16 protein-coding genes are annotated in these 17,437 nt (G+C 57.5%); 3 read left to right on the forward strand and 13 right to left on the reverse strand.

What is annotated here, in order from left to right; genetic code table 11:
* Positions 1 to 13 precede the first annotated feature (13 nt).
* Both paaE and AC6JAC_RS05655 read left to right on the forward strand, forming a co-directional pair.
* On the forward strand, positions 14 to 1,240 hold the full coding sequence (gene paaE / locus AC6JAC_RS05650; RefSeq protein ID WP_347898770.1) for a 1,2-phenylacetyl-CoA epoxidase subunit PaaE: 1,227 nt from the start codon (positions 14 to 16) through the stop codon (positions 1,238 to 1,240).
* Positions 1,241 to 1,282: 42 nt separating this feature from the next.
* Positions 1,283 to 2,065: an enoyl-CoA hydratase/isomerase family protein gene (locus AC6JAC_RS05655; RefSeq protein WP_497963799.1), complete on the forward strand. Its 783-nt coding sequence runs from the start codon at positions 1,283 to 1,285 to the stop codon at positions 2,063 to 2,065.
* Positions 2,066 to 2,067: 2 nt separating this feature from the next.
* Here the strand turns inward: AC6JAC_RS05655 and AC6JAC_RS05660 are convergent, their stop codons facing one another.
* Positions 2,068 to 2,865, reverse strand: a complete 798-nt coding sequence (locus AC6JAC_RS05660) for a hypothetical protein (protein ID WP_497963801.1) — start codon at positions 2,863 to 2,865, stop codon at positions 2,068 to 2,070.
* A gap of 165 nt (positions 2,866 to 3,030) precedes the next feature.
* Here AC6JAC_RS05660 and galU point away from each other — a divergent pair, with 165 nt between their 5' ends.
* Entirely contained in the window at positions 3,031 to 3,924 is an 894-nt protein-coding gene (gene galU / locus AC6JAC_RS05665) for a UTP--glucose-1-phosphate uridylyltransferase GalU (protein WP_497963803.1), read from the forward strand.
* A gap of 6 nt (positions 3,925 to 3,930) precedes the next feature.
* On the opposite strand, the gene AC6JAC_RS05670 is transcribed toward galU, so the two are convergent.
* The 12 genes from AC6JAC_RS05670 to AC6JAC_RS05725 form a co-directional block, all read right to left on the reverse strand.
* Positions 3,931 to 4,350: a VanZ family protein gene (locus tag AC6JAC_RS05670; RefSeq protein ID WP_497966765.1), complete on the reverse strand. Its 420-nt coding sequence runs from the start codon at positions 4,348 to 4,350 to the stop codon at positions 3,931 to 3,933.
* A 325-nt stretch (positions 4,351 to 4,675) separates the two neighbouring features.
* Entirely contained in the window at positions 4,676 to 5,278 is a 603-nt protein-coding gene (locus AC6JAC_RS05675; protein ID WP_497963805.1) for an LPXTG cell wall anchor domain-containing protein, read from the reverse strand.
* Positions 5,279 to 5,449: 171 nt separating this feature from the next.
* Positions 5,450 to 7,126, reverse strand: a complete 1,677-nt coding sequence (locus AC6JAC_RS05680; RefSeq protein ID WP_497963807.1) for a DUF4012 domain-containing protein — start codon at positions 7,124 to 7,126, stop codon at positions 5,450 to 5,452.
* Positions 7,127 to 7,326: 200 nt separating this feature from the next.
* Positions 7,327 to 8,640: a UDP-glucose dehydrogenase family protein gene (locus AC6JAC_RS05685; RefSeq protein ID WP_497963809.1), complete on the reverse strand. Its 1,314-nt coding sequence runs from the start codon at positions 8,638 to 8,640 to the stop codon at positions 7,327 to 7,329.
* A gap of 48 nt (positions 8,641 to 8,688) precedes the next feature.
* Positions 8,689 to 10,128: a sugar transferase gene (locus AC6JAC_RS05690; protein ID WP_497966767.1), complete on the reverse strand. Its 1,440-nt coding sequence runs from the start codon at positions 10,126 to 10,128 to the stop codon at positions 8,689 to 8,691.
* Positions 10,129 to 10,230: 102 nt separating this feature from the next.
* A complete protein-coding gene (locus AC6JAC_RS05695) occupies positions 10,231 to 11,424 on the reverse strand; it encodes a glycosyltransferase (RefSeq protein WP_497963811.1) in 1,194 nt (397 codons plus the stop codon).
* Positions 11,408 to 12,709 carry an oligosaccharide flippase family protein gene (locus AC6JAC_RS05700; RefSeq protein ID WP_497963813.1) on the reverse strand — a complete coding sequence of 434 codons (1,302 nt, stop codon included), beginning with the start codon at positions 12,707 to 12,709 and terminating at the stop codon, positions 11,408 to 11,410. Before AC6JAC_RS05700 ends, AC6JAC_RS05695 begins: the two co-directional genes overlap by 17 nt.
* On the reverse strand, positions 12,706 to 13,674 hold the full coding sequence (locus AC6JAC_RS05705; protein WP_497963815.1) for a glycosyltransferase family 2 protein: 969 nt from the start codon (positions 13,672 to 13,674) through the stop codon (positions 12,706 to 12,708). Before AC6JAC_RS05705 ends, AC6JAC_RS05700 begins: the two co-directional genes overlap by 4 nt.
* Positions 13,664 to 14,962 carry an O-antigen ligase family protein gene (locus AC6JAC_RS05710; RefSeq protein WP_497963817.1) on the reverse strand — a complete coding sequence of 433 codons (1,299 nt, stop codon included), beginning with the start codon at positions 14,960 to 14,962 and terminating at the stop codon, positions 13,664 to 13,666. Before AC6JAC_RS05710 ends, AC6JAC_RS05705 begins: the two co-directional genes overlap by 11 nt.
* Positions 14,940 to 15,704, reverse strand: a complete 765-nt coding sequence (locus AC6JAC_RS05715; RefSeq protein WP_497963819.1) for a WecB/TagA/CpsF family glycosyltransferase — start codon at positions 15,702 to 15,704, stop codon at positions 14,940 to 14,942. Before AC6JAC_RS05715 ends, AC6JAC_RS05710 begins: the two co-directional genes overlap by 23 nt.
* Positions 15,697 to 16,344: a serine O-acetyltransferase gene (locus AC6JAC_RS05720; RefSeq protein WP_497963821.1), complete on the reverse strand. Its 648-nt coding sequence runs from the start codon at positions 16,342 to 16,344 to the stop codon at positions 15,697 to 15,699. The genes AC6JAC_RS05715 and AC6JAC_RS05720 overlap by 8 nt, the downstream gene beginning before the upstream one ends.
* On the reverse strand, positions 16,260 to 17,324 hold the full coding sequence (locus tag AC6JAC_RS05725; RefSeq protein WP_497963823.1) for a glycosyltransferase family 4 protein: 1,065 nt from the start codon (positions 17,322 to 17,324) through the stop codon (positions 16,260 to 16,262). The genes AC6JAC_RS05720 and AC6JAC_RS05725 overlap by 85 nt, the downstream gene beginning before the upstream one ends.
* Positions 17,325 to 17,437 lie beyond the last annotated feature (113 nt).

Consider the following 17,437-nt stretch of genomic DNA (forward strand, 5'->3'; position numbering starts at 1 on the left):
AACAGGTGCTCCCATGACTGTTGTCCGCCAGACTGCCGCCGAACAGGCCACGGCCACCGGCCGCCGTCGTGCGTCGTTCCACACGCTGACGGTGGCGGAAGTCCGCCGGCTCACGGAAGATGCCATCGAAGTGACGTTCGGGGTTCCGGCGGAGCTTGCCGGCCAGTACGACTACCTGCCGGGCCAGTACGTGGCCCTGCGCACCACCATGCCGGATGAGAACGGCCAGCCGCACGAGGTGCGCCGCAGCTACTCCATCTGCGCCGAGCCGCGCAGCTTCGCGGACGGCACCAGCGAGATCCGGGTGGCCATCAAGAAGGACCTGGGCGGGCTGTTCTCCACGTGGGCGAACGCCGAGCTGAAGGCCGGCGACCAGCTGGACGTGATGAGCCCCATGGGCGCGTTCGTCTCCAAGCACGGCCGCGACGGCAAAACCGTTGAGCAGAACGTCATGAACTCCATGAACCACCCGGAGGATTTGGCGGGGGAGCCCGGCAGCTTCGTGGCCATTGCTGCCGGTTCCGGCATCACCCCGGTGATCGCCATTGCCCGCACGCTGCTGGCGGCGAACCCGGAGACCCGCTTCGACCTGATCTACGCCAACAAGGCCGCCATGGACGTGATGTTCCTGGAGGAACTGGCGGACCTGAAGGACAAGTACCCGAGCCGCCTGGCACTGCACCACGTGCTATCCCGCGAACAGCGCATCGCACCGCTGCTGAGCGGAAGGATCGACGCCGAGAAGCTCCAAGCGCTGCTGGGCACCGCCATCCACGCGGACGATGTGGACGAGTGGTTCCTGTGCGGGCCGTTCGAGCTGGTGCAGCTGTGCCGGGACACCCTGGCGGCCCGCGGCGTGCAGCCCGAGCACGTGCGCTTCGAGCTGTTCACCTCCGGCAAGCCGGACCGCCCCGAGGGCAACATCGGCCGGCCGGTGATCGCGGACGAGTCCAAGGAAACGTACAAGATCACGTTCAAGCTGGACGGCCTCGAGGGCAAGGTGGAGAGCCCCACCCATGCGCGCGAATCCATCCTCAACGCCGCCCTGCGCGTGCGCCCGGATGTGCCGTTCGCGTGCGCGGGGGGAGTGTGCGGCACCTGCCGCGCGAAGGTGGTCACGGGTTCCGTCACGATGGATGAGAACTACGCCCTGGAGCAGGATGAACTGGACAAGGGCTACGTGCTCACCTGCCAGTCTCACCCCACCACCCCGGACGTCACGGTCGACTTCGACGTCTAAGCCTTTCCCAACCCGGCTGTCACGGCCACGAACAGGAGCCCCATGATCTCCCTCTCCATCGCCGACGGCATCGCCGAGGTAGTCCTCAACGCCCCGCACAAGCTGAATTCACTGGATGAGCAGGCGCTGAAGGATTTAACCCAGGCGTACGACGACGCCGCTGCCGCCGCCTCGCGCGGTGAGGTACGGGCTCTGCTGCTCAGGGGAGAGGGCCGCGCCTTCTGTGCGGGCCGGGACATTGCCGGCGTGACGCCGGAGACGGACGACGTCCAGGCGTACCTGGGCGGGCTGCTGCAGCCCCTGCTGCAGAAGATGACCGCGTTCCCGGCCCCGACGTTCGCGGCGGCGCAGGGTGCCTGCCTGGGCGTGGGGCTGGGCCTGCTGCTGGCCACGGACGTGGTGTACGTGGCGGAGGACGCCAAGTTCGGCTCGCCCTTCGCCAAGCTGGGGGCCACGCTGGATTCCGGCGGGCACTGGTACTTCACCGAGCGGCTGGGCATGCACCGGACGCTGGACCTGGTCTACACGGCCGAGCTGATGAGCGGCGCCGAGGCAGTGGCGCAGGGCATGTTCAGCCGTGCCATGCCAAAGGACGAGCTCCTGGCAAACACCCGCGGCATCGTGGCGAAGGTTGCCACGGGAGCCACGGGTGCGTTCAACGCCAGCAAGGACCTGGTGGCGCACATCCGCGACCAGCGCCTTGGCCTCTGGGAAGCCATGGAAGAGGAAAACGCGGAGCAGGCCCGGTTGTGCAAGTCCGAGGACTACTCGGAGGGCTTCAAGGCGTTCCAGGAGAAGCGGACGCCGGAGTTCAAGAACCGGTAAAACTAAGCTGCCGGATCGTCCACCATGGTGACGCTATCCGTCAGCTCCATCCAGAGGTCAGGCTCTGTGGGCAGGTTTGCCGGGCAGGCAAGAATGAGTTCCATCAGTCCGTCGCCGGCCGGCATGGACCGTACGGCGATGCGGTACACCACGTCCACGTCACTCTTGTTCTTGAATCGAAGCTCCGCTTCCTGCATTTCGATGACGCGGCCATCGGCATTCCGCAGCTTGGTGTAAAGCGAGTCAGCATCGGTCACAACCGTGACCGGCTTGCCCACCGTTGATTTGATCCCGTCTATTTCGAGTTGCATCGAGGTTTTGGTGGCCTCTTCGTCGGTGGTTTCAGCGCGGGGCGGCAGGATGGCCTGGTGCGTGGTGAAGTTGCAGGGGCTCTCTTTGCTGCGGTACTGGATGGTGCCTTCTTTGATATCTGACGTCGTCCAGCCTGCGGGCATTTTGGTGGACCAGACAGGTGCCGAAGTGAAGTCGGCGTCCTGAAAGATGTACAGGTCTTCGTCACCGGTGGCTGCGGCCGAGGATTCGCCAGTTGCGCCGTCGGTTGCCCCGGCCGATTCTGGACTGCCGGCGGTCTCTGTGGGCGCCGGCGCGGCTTCAGGTGCTTTGCCTGAACCGAGGCCGCCGAGGACGATCACGCCGGCCACCGCCAGGACTGCCACGACACCCACGCCGCTTGCCACCCAGCCCCAGACGGGGAACCCTCCCTTGGGCTGAGGCGGGCCGTGCTGCCATCCGTTGTGCCCCGGTTGCGGCGGTACGCCAGGCTGCTGGTCGTTATTCATGATTTCCCCCAATATTCGTGAAAGTTGCACCCGAAGTATGTCCGAATATGCCTCGGCCTGCGATGGGCAGGCCTCCCCATCGGTCCCGGTGATTGAGCCCGTCGAAATCGTCGTAATCTCAGCAATGAATTGCCAGTTTCCTCAATCGATTTGTATGGTTCAGCTATGACTTTGGGGAAAACAGTAAAAAAGGCCGTCATTCCTGCTGCCGGATTGGGAACTCGCTTCCTGCCCGCCACCAAGGCGATGCCGAAGGAAATGTTGCCGGTTGTTGACCAGCCCGCAATCCAGTACGTGGTGGAAGAAGCCGTCAAAGCAGGCTTGGATGATCTGCTGATGATCACCGGACGCTCGAAGCGCGCCCTGGAGGACCACTTTGACCGCGCACCGGCTCTAGAGCGCACCCTGGAGCTGAAGGGCGACCTGGAGCGCCTGGAGGCCGTCCAGCACGCTTCCAGCCTGGCGCCGCTGCACTACCTGCGGCAGGGCGATCCGAAGGGCTTGGGCCACGCGGTGCTATGCGCCCGCCAGCACGTCGGGGATGAGCCGTTTGCGGTCCTGCTGGGTGATGACCTCATAGATGCCCAGGAGGACCTCCTGAGCGTCATGATTGACGTCCAGGCGAAGACCGGCGGTTCTGTAATCGCCCTGATCGAGGTGGACCCGTCGCAGATTAGCGCCTACGGCTGCGCGGACATCACCGCAGTGGATGGCGAGGACTACTATCAGGTGAACCGGCTGGTGGAGAAGCCGTCGGTTGATGAGGCTCCGTCCAACCTTGCCGTCATTGGCCGCTACGTGCTGCACCCGGCGGTGTTTGACGTGCTGGAGAACACGGAACCCGGCCGTGGCGGCGAGATCCAGCTGACGGATGCCCTGCAGACCCTTGCGACCACTGAGGGTGAGGGTGGCGGTGTTTATGGCGTGGTGTTCCGTGGACGCCGCTACGACACCGGAGACAAGCTGAGCTACATCAAGGCTGTTATCTCCATTGCCTCGGAGCGCGTGGATTTCGGTGAAGAATTGAAGACGTGGATGAAGGAATTCGTGAACGAGTAAGTCGGTTCATAAATTGTCATTCGACAGGCTCAACGTCATGTGGCGTTGGGCCTGTCGGCTTAGCTCGAGGACTCCGGTCCGGGCGGCCAGCGCCCCTATGACACAGCCAGCCGTATTTGTGACAAGATCCAGCGGGCTCGCGAACCGATCGTGAAGAAAGAGCTGCTGCCCCAGCTCCATGCAGCCGGAGACCATCAGCCCGAAGGCGCCAAGCTGCCAAAGCCGCTTTACCGGGAATGCCAGTGAGGCCACCGCGCCGAGCGGCACGAAGAGCACCACGTTGGCCGCGGCTTCGATGAACGAGTAATTCACCCAGCGGGGAATTCCCAGGGTATGGATGAGGAAGAGAAATCCCGCAAGCTCGCCCTGGACGGGCTTGTCTACGGGGCTGGGCCAGAAGGCCACTAGAGCGAGAGGCACCAACATGGCCACGAGGACCCCCCTCCAAAGCCGAGGCTGCTCGAGGCGCTTCAAACAGGCCTCAGGACGTCCGGAGGAGTGCCAGGGCTGCCACTCCCAGAGAAGCGGCGGCTAGGAGCCCCAAGAGGATGTACGGGAGTGCGTGGAGTGGAGGCAAGGGTACAGAAAAGTCGAACTGCCAGCGTGGACGGCGCCAATGTCTCCCCATAACTCTTATGAATACCACAAAGGTCGAAAGTTGGCCTGCGGATCTTCGTTAAAACAGAGGGTGGGTGGTTCACCGGTTTCCCGGAGAACCACCCACCCTCGTTGGTGCTTGTTGGTTTTAGCCTTACGCTGCGGCCTCAGCCTTTGCACGGCGACGAACTACAACTACCGACGTTGCGCCGGCAGCCAGTGCGCCTGCGCCCACCAGCGACCAGAGGATCAGGCTGGCGTCTGCACCCGTGTTGGCGAGGGCCGCGCCACCACCGGTGTTGGCCAGCGGGGCACCGCCGGTGTTGGCGAGACCGGTACCGGCAACGGTTACAACTGACGTAGCGGTCTTGCCCGAGGTCAGGCCGGTAGCGGTGATCGTGTAAGTGCCAGCTTCGTTGATCGACAGCGGCACAGCGAAAGCGCCGTTGGCGTCAGCCGAGGCCGAGAAGGTCTGCGGTGCCATCGGCAGCGTGATCTTGGTGGGTACCGTGCGGCTACCGTTGGAGACGCTGGAACCGTTGGCTGCCGGGGGGTTGCCCGGAGTAACGGAGATGGTCAGGCCTTCGCCAGCGGCGAAGCCATTACCGCGGAAGACGAACTGCTCGCCCGGGCCGACAGTGCCGTCAGAGACAGCGGCGTTGGCCGGCGGTGCAGGGTAAGTGGCTGCGACGGCCGGAACGGCACCGATAAGTGTGATGGAACCTGCAAGTGCGATTGCTGCAAGTGATTTTTTCATGAGTCCCCCTGAGACCGTAAATACGATGTGTCACGTGATTGGTGGAGATTTCCGATCCCCCGAGTGACCGTAGGTTGAAATCTCATTGGCTGTGCCCAAATACAAGTTAGCATCCCGTGGCGGGTGTTACCAAAGTGAATCAAGTCGCTTTACATACTGTTAACGCGATGTCTACTTCCCCGGAACGCACTCCGCCGTTTGCTTACCCAGAATCACGTCCTTGACAGCTTGGACGGTCGGCGTGACAACCAAGTTGGGTTCCGTGTGCTGGACAATCTTTCCGAAAGTAAGTTCGACCGTGCTGCTCTGGCCCGGTGCCAGGGTGACCGTCACGGATCCCACTGGTCTGTTGCTATGCATATGCGCAGCGAAATCGGTCTTGTTGCCGTTCACAACTGCGCTATCCACATTTGACTGGACGGGACCGTAGGCGATCACATTCGTCTGTACTGAGCCGGCGGGAACGCCGTACGCACCTCCAGCCGTGACGTATTCCGGCAGAGATGTGGCGGCATCCGCTGGCGCCGTATTCGTGCTGGTGATGCGCACCTTCACCTGCCCATATTCATCGCCTGTGCATTCTTGGACCAATTGGACGGTTCGCTTAACGTAATAGTCCATCTTTGCCCCCGTGCCGTCATTGAAGTACACGCCGAACTGTGCCGGCGCAACGCTCGGACCTGCGATGGAGCCACTGACTGGGTACTTTGCGAGGACGTCTTGATCAGTTTTTCTGGCGGACCAAATCAAGAAGCGGCCTTCGGCAGTCCCTCGGTTGATGCCTTCGATCAGCTCTTTGGGATTGCCTTTACCAGCGGATAACGTACTGAAGATTTCCTGGGCCACGCCGGCAAAGTACACATCTTGGAGTTCGGGATCCGCTATTTGTGAATACACGTCGGATAGGAGCGTACGCGTGACATTCGTTCCATCCAATTTCGTGGGAAGGGACGAGCCAGCAAGTGCACGCAACTGTGGATCCGTTAGTTCTACGGGACCGATTGCATCCAAGATGTATCCCAGCGAGACGGGATCAATGGAGAGTACTCCGTCAACGTTCTCGCCGGTCTTTTCTTTCCACATGGCGTGGGCCGTGGATGCTGCTGTGGGAAAGTCGGGCGTGAGGTTTGCGTCCTGCATGAACTTGCCGAGACGCGTGGAGTAGATCCCGACTTGTTCCGGATCCACCGGGACGGGAGGCGTCACAGCGCCAATCGCGGTCGCACTTGTCTGGGAACCGAATGAAAGTTTCCCAGAATCAACGGTAAGGACCGCCAAAGCACCTGGAATGCCGCCGGTAGCGCGGGCTTCCGCGTTGTTTTGGATCAATAACAAATAGCGTCGGGGACCATCTTCACCCATCATGGTCGGAGCGATGCCAGCAACATTGGCGGCGGTGTCTAGACCTGACCGCAGCGACTGAAGCTGCTCCCTTGCCTGCACTAAGGGCGAAGTTACCTGGGGAAGCAATGAGGTTTCGTCGATGCTGTTCAATCTGTCGGACGATTGCCTCACTGCGTGGGCTGCCGAACTGAGCTTGGGCGCTGCTGCCGCTAACGGTTTCAGATCCACGCCGTTATTGCCGGGAACAAGTGTCTTCCAATCCAGCGAACTGAAGACCTGAACCAAGGGATCGGCCCCTAACCGAGCCACGTCGTCGGCAGACGTCGCCACTTCTGAGACCGCCCGAAAATTTCCTCCCAGCCACGGAAGCGTGCCAGCTATGGACCAGAGCGGGTCATTGGCCTCATTGCGAGCAATCCCCGTATGTTCCTTCAGGGCTACGACGGTTTTGTCAGCTGCCCCGACGTCGTCCCTGAGGACTTCGTCTTTGAGCTGCGGAACCAATTGAGCCGCGGATTCCAGATGGTTCCGTACGGAGCTAGCTTTTGCGCCAAGCCAGAGGGCTGAAGCAAGTACTAGCAATATGGCACAGGCCGAAGTGGCCACGGCACCAACTAAGCGACGTCGTCGCACGGATTTGTGTTCGGCCGACCCGCTTCGATCGCTTGAGGGCAGGCGTGATTCGTTTTCTGCGTTTGTCACCGTTACGGTCTTCCCAGCCCACGGTACTGCCAGCCCGCAGCACGCCACTTTCCGGAGTCCAACACATTGCGCCCGTCAAGCACCCGAGGTGAGGCGACCCGCCCGAGCAACTCGTAAGGGTCAAGTTCTCGGTACTGCCGCCACTCTGTCAGGAGTAGCAAGGCATCCGCTGAAGCTATTGCATCTTCGAGATTCGACTCATAATGAAGTTCAGGGAACCGTTTGGCAGCGTTGGCCAGGGCCTTGGGGTCAGTGACAGTAACTACTGCACCTTGAAGCTGAAGCTGGGCAGCGATGCTTAGAGCAGGCGAGTCGCGGACATCATCGCTTTCCGGCTTGAATGCCGCTCCAAGGACAGTGACGCGCTTGCCCATTAGCGTGCCGCCGCAGAGCTCCCGGGTCAACTCGACTACGCGGGAGCGGCGACGCATATTGATCGCATCCACTTCCCTCAAGAACGTCAGGGCTTGATCGGCTCCGAGCTCACCGGCTCTGGCCATGAACGCACGAATATCCTTTGGCAAACACCCGCCACCAAATCCGATACCTGCATTAAGGAACTTACGTCCGATGCGGTCGTCCATTCCGATGGCGTCGGCCAGACGTGTGACATCCGCTCCGGCAGCTTCGCAGAGCTCTGCCATTGCGTTGATAAATGAGATCTTTGTGGCCAAGAAAGAGTTAGCTGCAGTCTTGACCAGTTCTGCAGTGGGATGGTCGGCCACCAAGCGGGGCATACCGGCAGAGAGCGGAACAGCGTAGACCTCGTCCAGGACCGCGACAGCTGGATGGTCCTCAGAGCCATCCGCCACACCGTACACGAACCGGTCCGGGCTAAGGGTGTCGGATACTGCGTGTCCCTCGCGGAGGAACTCGGGGTTCCAAACCAGGTGAGCTTCCGATTCACGTCCCTGCACAAGGGCTGACAACCGGGATGCGGTACCAACCGGTACCGTGGACTTGCCGACGACCAGATCGCCTGGAGCCAAATGGTCTAGTAATGCAGTTGCTGCCGCATCCACATACGTCATATCGGCACCGTTTTCGCCCTTCTTCTGCGGAGTTCCCACGCAGATGAAGTGCACGCTACTGCCAGCAGCAGCTGCCATATCAGTAGTGAACGTCAGGCGTCCCGTGGCTTGGACCTCTTCGAGCAGCTCTTCAAGTCCGGGCTCGTAAAAAGGCGCCTTGGCAGCCGATAGCGAGTTAATTTTATGCTCGTCAACGTCGATGCCAACCACGTCATGTCCAAGTTTCGCCATGCATGCAGCATGTACGGCACCAAGATAGCCACAGCCGATAACTGAAATGCGCATTTTGTTAGGTCCTTCCCCAAGAGGGCAGTTGTTCGACTCTAGAAGTTTTTAGTAGGCGCCAGTGCTGTGAAAAACTGCACGGACTGTCCGAAGAATAATCACGAGGTCTCCGGCCAGCGACCAGTTTTCTACGTAATACAGGTCGAGCCGGACTGAGTCCTGCCACGACAAATTCGAGCGCCCACTAACTTGCCATAGGCCAGTCAGCCCTGGCTTGACGAGCAGTCGCCGTCGGACATCGTGCTCATAAGCTTCGACTTCGCGTGGCAGTGGCGGTCGAGGGCCAACGAGGCTCATGGATCCGGCGAAGATGTTGAAAAGCTGCGGGAGTTCGTCAAGGCTATACTTGCGCAGGAAGCCGCCGACCCGAGTGACTCGGGGGTCATTCTTAATCTTGAAAAGAACGCCGTTTCCTTCGTTGCGGTGTGCGAGTTCGGCGAGTCGCTGCTCGGCGTCTACAACCATGGACCGGAACTTCAGCATGCCAAAATGCGCGCCCTCGATGCCGACCCTCTCCTGCCTGAAGAGGACGGGGCCACGACTGTCGACCTTGACCATGATCGCAAGAATCGCCATTAGTGGTGCAGTCGAGACAATCAGGACACCGGATACGACGACATCAAAGAGTCGCTTCGCTACCCGCTGACCACCCTCCAATGTGGGTGTCGTAACGTGAATCAGGGGAAGACCGGCCACTTGCTGCGTATGTATTCTAGGCCCTGCAATATCGGTGAGGGCCGGAGCCATAATGAGGCCGACATTGCGGGCGGCAAGTTCCCAGCCCAAGTGTCGCAACGTTTGTGGGTGCAACTGCACGCCGGCCGAGACCGCGACCGCATCAGCCTTGCACCGATCGATTGCCTCGAGAATGGCGTGTACCCCTGGATCGGTACCGAGAACCGGGAGACCAGAGATTTTCTCCGACGCAGAGGCCTCGGACCCTCCAGGCGTGTAAGCAGCGATCGGCAAATAGCCCGAATGCATTGACTGGGTAAGGGTTCGGGCCAGATGCGCGACCGCGCTGGGACCTCCAAGTAAGATGAGCCGCGACATACTGTCGCCACCCTGACGATCCACGTTCAAGTGCTGTCGCAGCAGCCAACGAGCAAGAATCAGCCCAAACAGTCCTGCGGGGAGAGCGATGCCTACGTAGCCTCGGGCCGTGTCAATACGTAATACATACGAGAAGATGGCCACAAGCCCAAAAAGCCAAAGCGATGCCGCCGCCACTCTCTTGTATTCGTCAGCCCCCGCTCCAAGAATCCGGCTTTGCCTAGTATTCCACGCCCCCAGCATGAACCACCAAGCAACAACCAAACCTGCTGAAAGCCAAACGTAGGTGACCTCCTGGCCGTCGACTACGAAACTGGGCTCCAGCCCAAAACGGACGATATAGGCACCGGCCACAGCCCAAACAATTACAAATGCGTCCACAACACGTAGCCTGCGGGATGTCCGCACACGCCATTCCGGCACCGTCCCGGCCATCATTCCCCAATGTCGTTCTATTATGAGCAGGTTCCCTGCCCGTGGACAGGATACAGCCGACCGATATGGCCCGCACAATGTTGCGCATCGTATGCGCTGTTCCTAACTTCCGCTTGGCGAAAGAGTCGCCGCTTGGCTGCCGCGAATCTCTTCCTCATGGCACACCGCAGAATAAATGCCGTCCAGGCTCTGGCTCTGGTCTGCAACGTCAAAAAGATCCTGTGCTCGCTTCCTCGCGGACGCGCCCATGTCTTGGAGTTTCTCGGGGTGACGTAAGAGCTGTTCGAGATTAGCAGCCAAAGCGTGAGGATCTCGCTCCGGAGACAGCAGGCCATCTTTGCCATCTCGGACGGCCTCAGGAATGCCGGAGTGATGAGTGCCGACAATTGGGATGCCCCTAGCCATCGCTTCCATGACCACGGTTGGCAGACCCTCAACATCCCCGCCAGACGCTGCCTTGGAAGGGACCACGACAGCCGCGGCCGACGAGATGTGGCTCAAGACATCTGAATGGCTGAGGGCGCCGCAAAATTCAACGTTTAATCCTAGCTTCTTGGCGCGGCTCTGCAACTCGTCGGCTAGAGGACCACGGCCGATTACCGTAAGGGCGGTCTGCCGCAGCCGCGCCGGCAACAAAGAGAGAGCCGTTAACAAATCATCTAAACCCTTCTTTTCCACCAAACGTCCGACAAATAGGAGTTCATTTCCCCGAGAGTCCTGCACGACCGAAACCGGTATCTCGACGCCAATATAGTGGACCACGGCAGTTTTCGGTGGGGCCCCAAGGGAGATGGCCAACGTTCGAATATATTCAGAAACACAGACAATGCGACTTGCATAGCGCATTACGGAGGCTAATTTCTTTCGATATCTCCGCGATTGAGAACTAGTCCCAGAAGCCATGGACGAGACATCATAGCCGTGTAATGTCATTACAAGAGGAATCGAATTTCGCCGACAAAACTTGTGTATCGCAATCGCATCCGGTCCAAAGTGCGCATGAATAACTGCGATTTCTTCTTGTCTTATCAGTCTCCTTAACTTGGAGGATAAGCCAAGCCGCGAAAGTGCAAAACGTTGCATCCGTCTCAGTCCGAAAGTGGGCGATGCGACGGCCTGTGCGCCAAAGCTTTGTCCCATTTCATCAGTCGAAATACCCGCAAAAATCGGTAGGGAATTCTTCAGATTACGCGCTTGAAGCTCAATAAAAGTCTCAGAATATGACAGCCATTCAGTTCGCCAAATTAGGACTTTCAATTTATTTCTTGGATTTGTCACTTCAATCTTGGAGTTCATGGATTCCTTCACGTCGCCTAAGCATTCTCCATACCAAACCGAAATCACTTTTTCTTAATTGAAAAGCTGACAGCCCAGAAATGCCGTATCTTCTCGAATAGAAAACTTGGTTGAGCATTCCGCCGAGTCCTGCGCAGACGGCCGTTGCACCGGCGGCGCCGACCGCACCGAATTGGGGAACAAGCGCCAAGATCAGTAAAACATTTACCATCGCCGCTATTGTAAGAGCAACGCTTCTTAGGTGCGGGTCACCGCGAGACGCAAGCCCGGCGCCAGCGATAGAACCTGGGGCTCCAATAGTAAAACCAATGGCCATTATGCCGAAAAGAATCGTTGAAGATGCAAACTCGACGCCGAATATTGCCGGCAGGAACAAGAAGCACAAACCAAGAGACCCCAAGCTTATGATAAGGGTGCCAAAGAACGCGACCCGGCTTGCTATGACTATCCGGTGAGGATTTGGACTTGCACTTTCAGCCGAGAACATTACGTCACGAATTGCATTCGATCCGATCAGCATGAGTTCAGCGATGTTGACTGCTACGGCATAAATTCCCAGTTCATAGCTGTTTGACAAAGGGAGCATTAGAAGTTGATCAAACCTCAGGAGCAGCACTCCTGCCAGAGAACCGAACCAGGCGCCAGCTGCAAATCGGACTATCTCATCGGTACGTGGGCTCGTGGTGGGGCTGACGGACTGCCGTCGCCTCGCTGTCCATAAGTAGACATAAACTATTCCGCCGACTGCTTGAGTAGAGACAATAGCCAAGGACGCTGAGAGTACATTTAATTGATTTGTAGAAATCAAGTACAAGATTGCAAACAGGCGCAAAAGCGCTGTGATGAATCGTTCGAGATTGACCAACATCCAAAGTTCGCGTCCGGCGGCTAGTCCCCGAAGGAGCCCGCCTGCTAGGCACACTGGAAGGATGATTGAGCAGTAGAGGATAGTTGCTGACAGGGAAGGGTCTCCGCCCGCCAGGAAGTCGCGAGTAAGCCATATACCCACGACGCCGACTATTGAGCCGCCAGCCAAACCCATCCAAAGGGACAGCAAGCTCTTCCGAGTGTGTTGATTCTTGGAAACGAAGTACGTCGCCGCTTCGGGCAAACCCAGCCCAGCAACAGTAAGGGCAAGGAGAACGGGAGTTGTAGCGGCCGCTACCTCTCCGCGACCGATAGGTCCTAGAGAGCTGGCCAATAAGGGGGCCGTGATGGCACCACTTAGCGGTACGAATGCATTGCCGGCTGTGTTGATGACAGCAAATCGGCCCAGGCGGCTCAACTCGACTTCTCGCTGCCACGGAGCGCGGTCCGTAACCCCTGCCCGCCCTTTAGGTGGGCGTTAGCCTTGCGAAGAGCGACGTAGAGGCGAAGGCCAAAGGTGCCCCTCAAACAATTAAGAATTACGAAGACGTGCCAGTAGCCACTGAGGAGCTCGGGGGAGACATACTCTGATGCAGGCTTGCCGTAGTCGATGTGTCTGGACAAACCTCTCAGCCACAATGCTGTCAGTCTTAGCTGCTTCTTCAGTTCAGATAACAGATTTCTGCGGTCGAACGTATAATTCCATTCGCGATTGAGTATTTTCGACTCTTCAATAACTGCCGCATTAACATTTCCAGTAATGGTTGAGGAAGAAATCAATCTCCGCACGACTGGTTCCTCATGAAGGAGGACGCCAGTGGGAAACATCCTGGCAATTCTGAACCAAATGCAGTAGTCGATCAATCGTCGGGCGTCTGTAAAACCGCCCACCCTAAGTGCGACATCCCTTCGTATAAGAGTCGCCGAACTGCAGATTGGATTTCGCCTCAGTAAATCACGGTGGGACACGGTGACTGGCTCGGACGCATCCGAAGTTCGGTGGATTGGTCCTTTACCGGGGTACCGTGTGACTTCAGTGAAGGCATGAACAACCGCTTCTGGCCGATTTGCAACTGCAGCCTCGAAGATGCGGGCTGCATCCGGTAGCAGTTGATCGTCGGCATCCAGATACAGAATCCATTCTGCGTTCGACTGTGAGAGGAGAACTTGTCTTGTCGCCCCGACCCCGTAGTTGGCATCGTTCTGAACCAAATTTACGGCCAGTTGTGATGCTGCGATTGCGGCAGTCGCATCTTGGCTGGCGTCGTCACATACGATCACTTGGGAAGGGCTGGGTTTCTGTTCCGTCACTGAACGGATGGAGGCCAGGATGTGCTCGGCGGCGTTGAATGCGGGGATTAGAACATCCCAATTAAGCTTCATTTATTGGTCCTTCAATTCTGGCGAACATAGTTCTATCGCGACCAAGTCGTGGTTTAGAAACAAAGTCGCGGGCATAAATGACGGACGTTAGCGTCACTAGCACCGCTATCGACGATGGATACATCAAAACTGGGTCAAAGAACGTTGTAATTATGGCAAAGATCCAAAGAAGCGTGGCAGTAAGAGATTTTATCGTGTATACCACTGCTGAGATTAGTGAAGCTGCGAATATAAAAGATCCGACCAACCCAGTTTCTACATAGAATTGAAGAAATCCATTGTGAACCCCAAGCCCCAAGGGAAGAAACTTTTCCGACATTCCCCAGCCGATACCCCAAGTATTTGGTTTAGGTGCTAGATCTAGAGCGTACTGCCATTGGATGAATCGCCAGCCGCCAGCATTTGTAGTTCCAGCAAAGCCGCCGGTATGCAGGAAGTCTTCGAAGCGAGAGAGGAAAGTCGCACCTACAACCAGAGCCACCAAAGTAGAGCCTGCTACGAATGGCCACACAGTTTTGGGCCTTGCAAGTAAGGCCAGCAACATTACTACACCAAAGACAATAATAGCGGTCCGACTGCCGCTTAGCATGAGCGCAGCAATGGTTGGTGCTAGTAGCAGTAGGCGCTTTGCAAGTGGTCCAAGTCGTATCACCTGATATAGCCCGAACAGACCGAAGGTGTATGCGGCAAAATTAGGGTGACCGAAGAGACCACCGTAGCGTAGTCCTTCACCCTCGACATTCCCCCAAGGGGCAGGCCATGAGGTTAGTGGCTGAGCAATAATAATTATTGAAGAGATCAGAATTAGGGCATTAAGAATGATCTTGATGGTCCTTCGATCCTTCGTGGTGCCCAGGTAGATGGCCACGCATAGGAGGGCCACGCCAATGAATCGGGCTATGTTGAATAGGACGCTAGTGCCGTGAGCTGCAATCGATAGTGTTAATAGTGCAACGATTCCGAGTGGTAGTAACAGAGGTCCCGAAAGCCGAACCGCTGAAATTCTTGTCACCAGCGCCGCACCCAGAATCGCAGTACCGCATGCCGAGATCGCGTTGTCAACGGTCATACCGCCAATTGAAAATGTCGAAAACAACAGTGGCCCGGAAAGGACGAATGTGGCACCTGAGGGTAGCGGCCATCTGATAATGATTGGCGCGATCAACAATAATGCTAATGCGCCGATAGCAACCATGAAATCAGACTGCACGACCAGAACTACAGCGGCAATCGTAACAAAACCGGCAATCGTAAAGGCTACGGCTCTACTTACCTTGTCGGCGGCCAAGTCCCACTCGTTTCAGCATCGCAAGCATCAGTGGGGCACACTCGAAGACGTACCGACGGAATAGGCGGCGGGGTTCCCTAGCAAGTCTGTAGAGCCATTCACATCCGAGACGTTGGGCCCACCGTGGCGCCCCCGGCGTGCTTCCGTGCCACATCTCTATTGCACCTCCGACGCCAATGATCATCGCCGGTAGTTCTTGACAGTCGTTGAGCTGCCGGCCCAAGGTCTCGCCCTTGGGCGATCCTAGAGCAGTTAGCACTAAGTCTGGCTTAGCACGGGATATTTCGTTGACGATCGAGCCGAAGTCTGTAACATCAATCCGACGTTCGTTTCGATAAACAATCGACTTACCCTGCGCCTCAAGTACGCTTTGAAGGCTGTCTGCAGCTTCTGTGGAGCCTCCGATCGTAGCGATTCGGAAGTGAGGCGTCGCACCGTCAAGGATCAGGTCCAACGCCTCTCGCCCTGTGACCCTCGTGATGGCGGTTCCTGAGCAAATGCCTGTGTACCATCTGAGAGGCCATCCGTCAGCTGTTACCTTTGATGCCGCACGGAGGTCGTCAAGGCTCTCCTCGGATTGAGCCGCTACGTAGATGTGCTGCAAGTTAACGGTCTGTATTCGTCCCTTTTGCGTTTTCCTGAGGTATTGGAGAAGACTCTCCGTGGACGTAAGGACGTTGCCACCAACCGAAAAGTCCTCCCAGGTGGCAAGGACTTGGTCGGCGCCGGGACGATCAATCATTTGAATCTCCCTGAGGGATCGCACCGTTAGTTGGCATAGGCCGGCGCTTGTCAAGAGTACGAGCTTTCGAGCCAGCTACCGTTACAGAATAGGAGGGGAGGTCATTAAGAACTAAGCTGCCCGCCCCGACCAATGATCCATCTCCGATAGTAATGTCGCCAAGGACCATTACGTTCGTCCCTAACTCGACATTATTTCCAAGTTTTGGGGCGTCTGAGCCTGAAATCCGTGAACCTAGAGTGGTTCCGTGCCTCAAGACTGCGTCGGCCCCAATAATTGTTGAAGCATTAATGACTATTCCATGCGCGTGGTAGACGCGGCATCGCGGACCCAGTTGCGTGCTGGGAGGAACGTCGAACGATAGGCCAAATCTGGAGTAGATCAGGTACGGCAACACAAACGGTGCTGACGCCAGACGTCCCATGCGGCCCGCGAGAGGTAGACGCTTACCAAGCTGAGCGATTCTAAAGAGGGCCAATAGCAGCTGAATCTCAGGTCGCCCCCTATTGACCGCCCAGTCGCATAATATATGACACTGCTTTCGGCTGCTCTGCATCACCGGCGCGCCCCCTCTGCTGTCTTGTAGGCGGATTCCATTGTCCCCAGGACCCGAAGAGTGGTTGCATTTTGTAGCACCCATTCTCTGGATCGCTGACCAAGGGTGGCGGTCTGATGAGGATTTGCGGCCAGCTCACAAATGGCTTCCGCAATGTCACCCGCGGCATGTTCGACTCTCGTAACGCCCTGGTCCAGGCCTAACTGCGATAGTTCGCCTACGGACGTGGTGACAATAGCAAGGCCACGGGCCATTGATTCGAGGATAAACATAGGAAGTACTTCGCGGCGTGACGGCAAGCAGGCAATCTTTGCCAACGACACAGCAGACAGCAGTTCATTCCGTGAAGTGTTACCAAGATAGGTCATACCAGTAGGAAGGTTCTGCACTTCGACATCGGCCAGGGGGCCGAAAACCTTGCAGGTAGCATCAGGAATCTCGTTGATCACAAGTGGCCAAGCAGCTTTCAACAAGTCAAAACCCTTTCTTTGGCTCAGTTCTCCTCCGAAGACAACTGTTGTCGGCCTCAAGTCCATGGCTGAAACTTCCGATTCGGCAGGTGGATTGAGCGGATTGGCCAACATCACGGACCCTGTTTCCGGGGCGAGTCTCTTCACGATCGCGGCTGAAACGGGGCCGAGGCAAAAAACTACATCTGCGCGATTCAATAGTCGCTTCGCAGCCACAGAACTCCAGTCGCCAGAACCGTCGACAAAGTCTGCTCCATGGATGGTTACGGCCAGCCTGCATCCGAGAAGGGACATGAAATGCCCGACGAGGCCTTCTCTAACGAACGAGCCACGCTCGCTGACATGCAGGTGTACCCAAAAAGGTCCAATAGCTAATCGCATCTTGACGAGCAAGATCAACGCTCGCAGAGTGCGTGCAAGCCCGTAATCCCGGTCTGAACTAGACCACGTTGCCACGGGAACATGCCGCAATGATCCGCTGTGAATGGAGGTGAGTTCTTCAATAACGGTGGAGATTCCGCCAGTCTCCCGCACTGCAGGACCACAGTGAAAAACGTCGCTAAGTGGGGTTCTGAAACGCCGTGTTTTAAGCATTCTGATTCCTTGGAGGTCGGCGATCCGCGCAGAATTTGGCACGCGTTGGATGGAGCCAAGTAGTTACTGCGGGGAGGTTTTAATCTATAAAGAACGAACTTGACTCAATTAGT

The organism is Arthrobacter sp. KUASC02 (assembly GCF_059739395.1).

Coding starts and splice junctions, on each gene's coding strand:
- paaE (WP_347898770.1), top strand. CDS start 14: ATGACTGTTGTCCGCCAGACTGCCGCCGAACAGGCCACGGCCACCGGC.
- AC6JAC_RS05655 (WP_497963799.1), top strand. CDS start 1,283: ATGATCTCCCTCTCCATCGCCGACGGCATCGCCGAGGTAGTCCTCAAC.
- AC6JAC_RS05660 (WP_497963801.1), bottom strand. CDS start 2,865: ATGAATAACGACCAGCAGCCTGGCGTACCGCCGCAACCGGGGCACAAC.
- galU (WP_497963803.1), top strand. CDS start 3,031: ATGACTTTGGGGAAAACAGTAAAAAAGGCCGTCATTCCTGCTGCCGGA.
- AC6JAC_RS05670 (WP_497966765.1), bottom strand. CDS start 4,350: ATGTTGGTGCCTCTCGCTCTAGTGGCCTTCTGGCCCAGCCCCGTAGAC.
- AC6JAC_RS05675 (WP_497963805.1), bottom strand. CDS start 5,278: ATGAAAAAATCACTTGCAGCAATCGCACTTGCAGGTTCCATCACACTT.
- AC6JAC_RS05685 (WP_497963809.1), bottom strand. CDS start 8,640: ATGCGCATTTCAGTTATCGGCTGTGGCTATCTTGGTGCCGTACATGCT.
- AC6JAC_RS05690 (WP_497966767.1), bottom strand. CDS start 10,128: ATGGCCGGGACGGTGCCGGAATGGCGTGTGCGGACATCCCGCAGGCTA.
- AC6JAC_RS05695 (WP_497963811.1), bottom strand. CDS start 11,424: ATGAACTCCAAGATTGAAGTGACAAATCCAAGAAATAAATTGAAAGTC.
- AC6JAC_RS05705 (WP_497963815.1), bottom strand. CDS start 13,674: ATGAAGCTTAATTGGGATGTTCTAATCCCCGCATTCAACGCCGCCGAG.
- AC6JAC_RS05715 (WP_497963819.1), bottom strand. CDS start 15,704: ATGATTGATCGTCCCGGCGCCGACCAAGTCCTTGCCACCTGGGAGGAC.
- AC6JAC_RS05720 (WP_497963821.1), bottom strand. CDS start 16,344: ATGGGTGCTACAAAATGCAACCACTCTTCGGGTCCTGGGGACAATGGA.
- AC6JAC_RS05725 (WP_497963823.1), bottom strand. CDS start 17,324: ATGCTTAAAACACGGCGTTTCAGAACCCCACTTAGCGACGTTTTTCAC.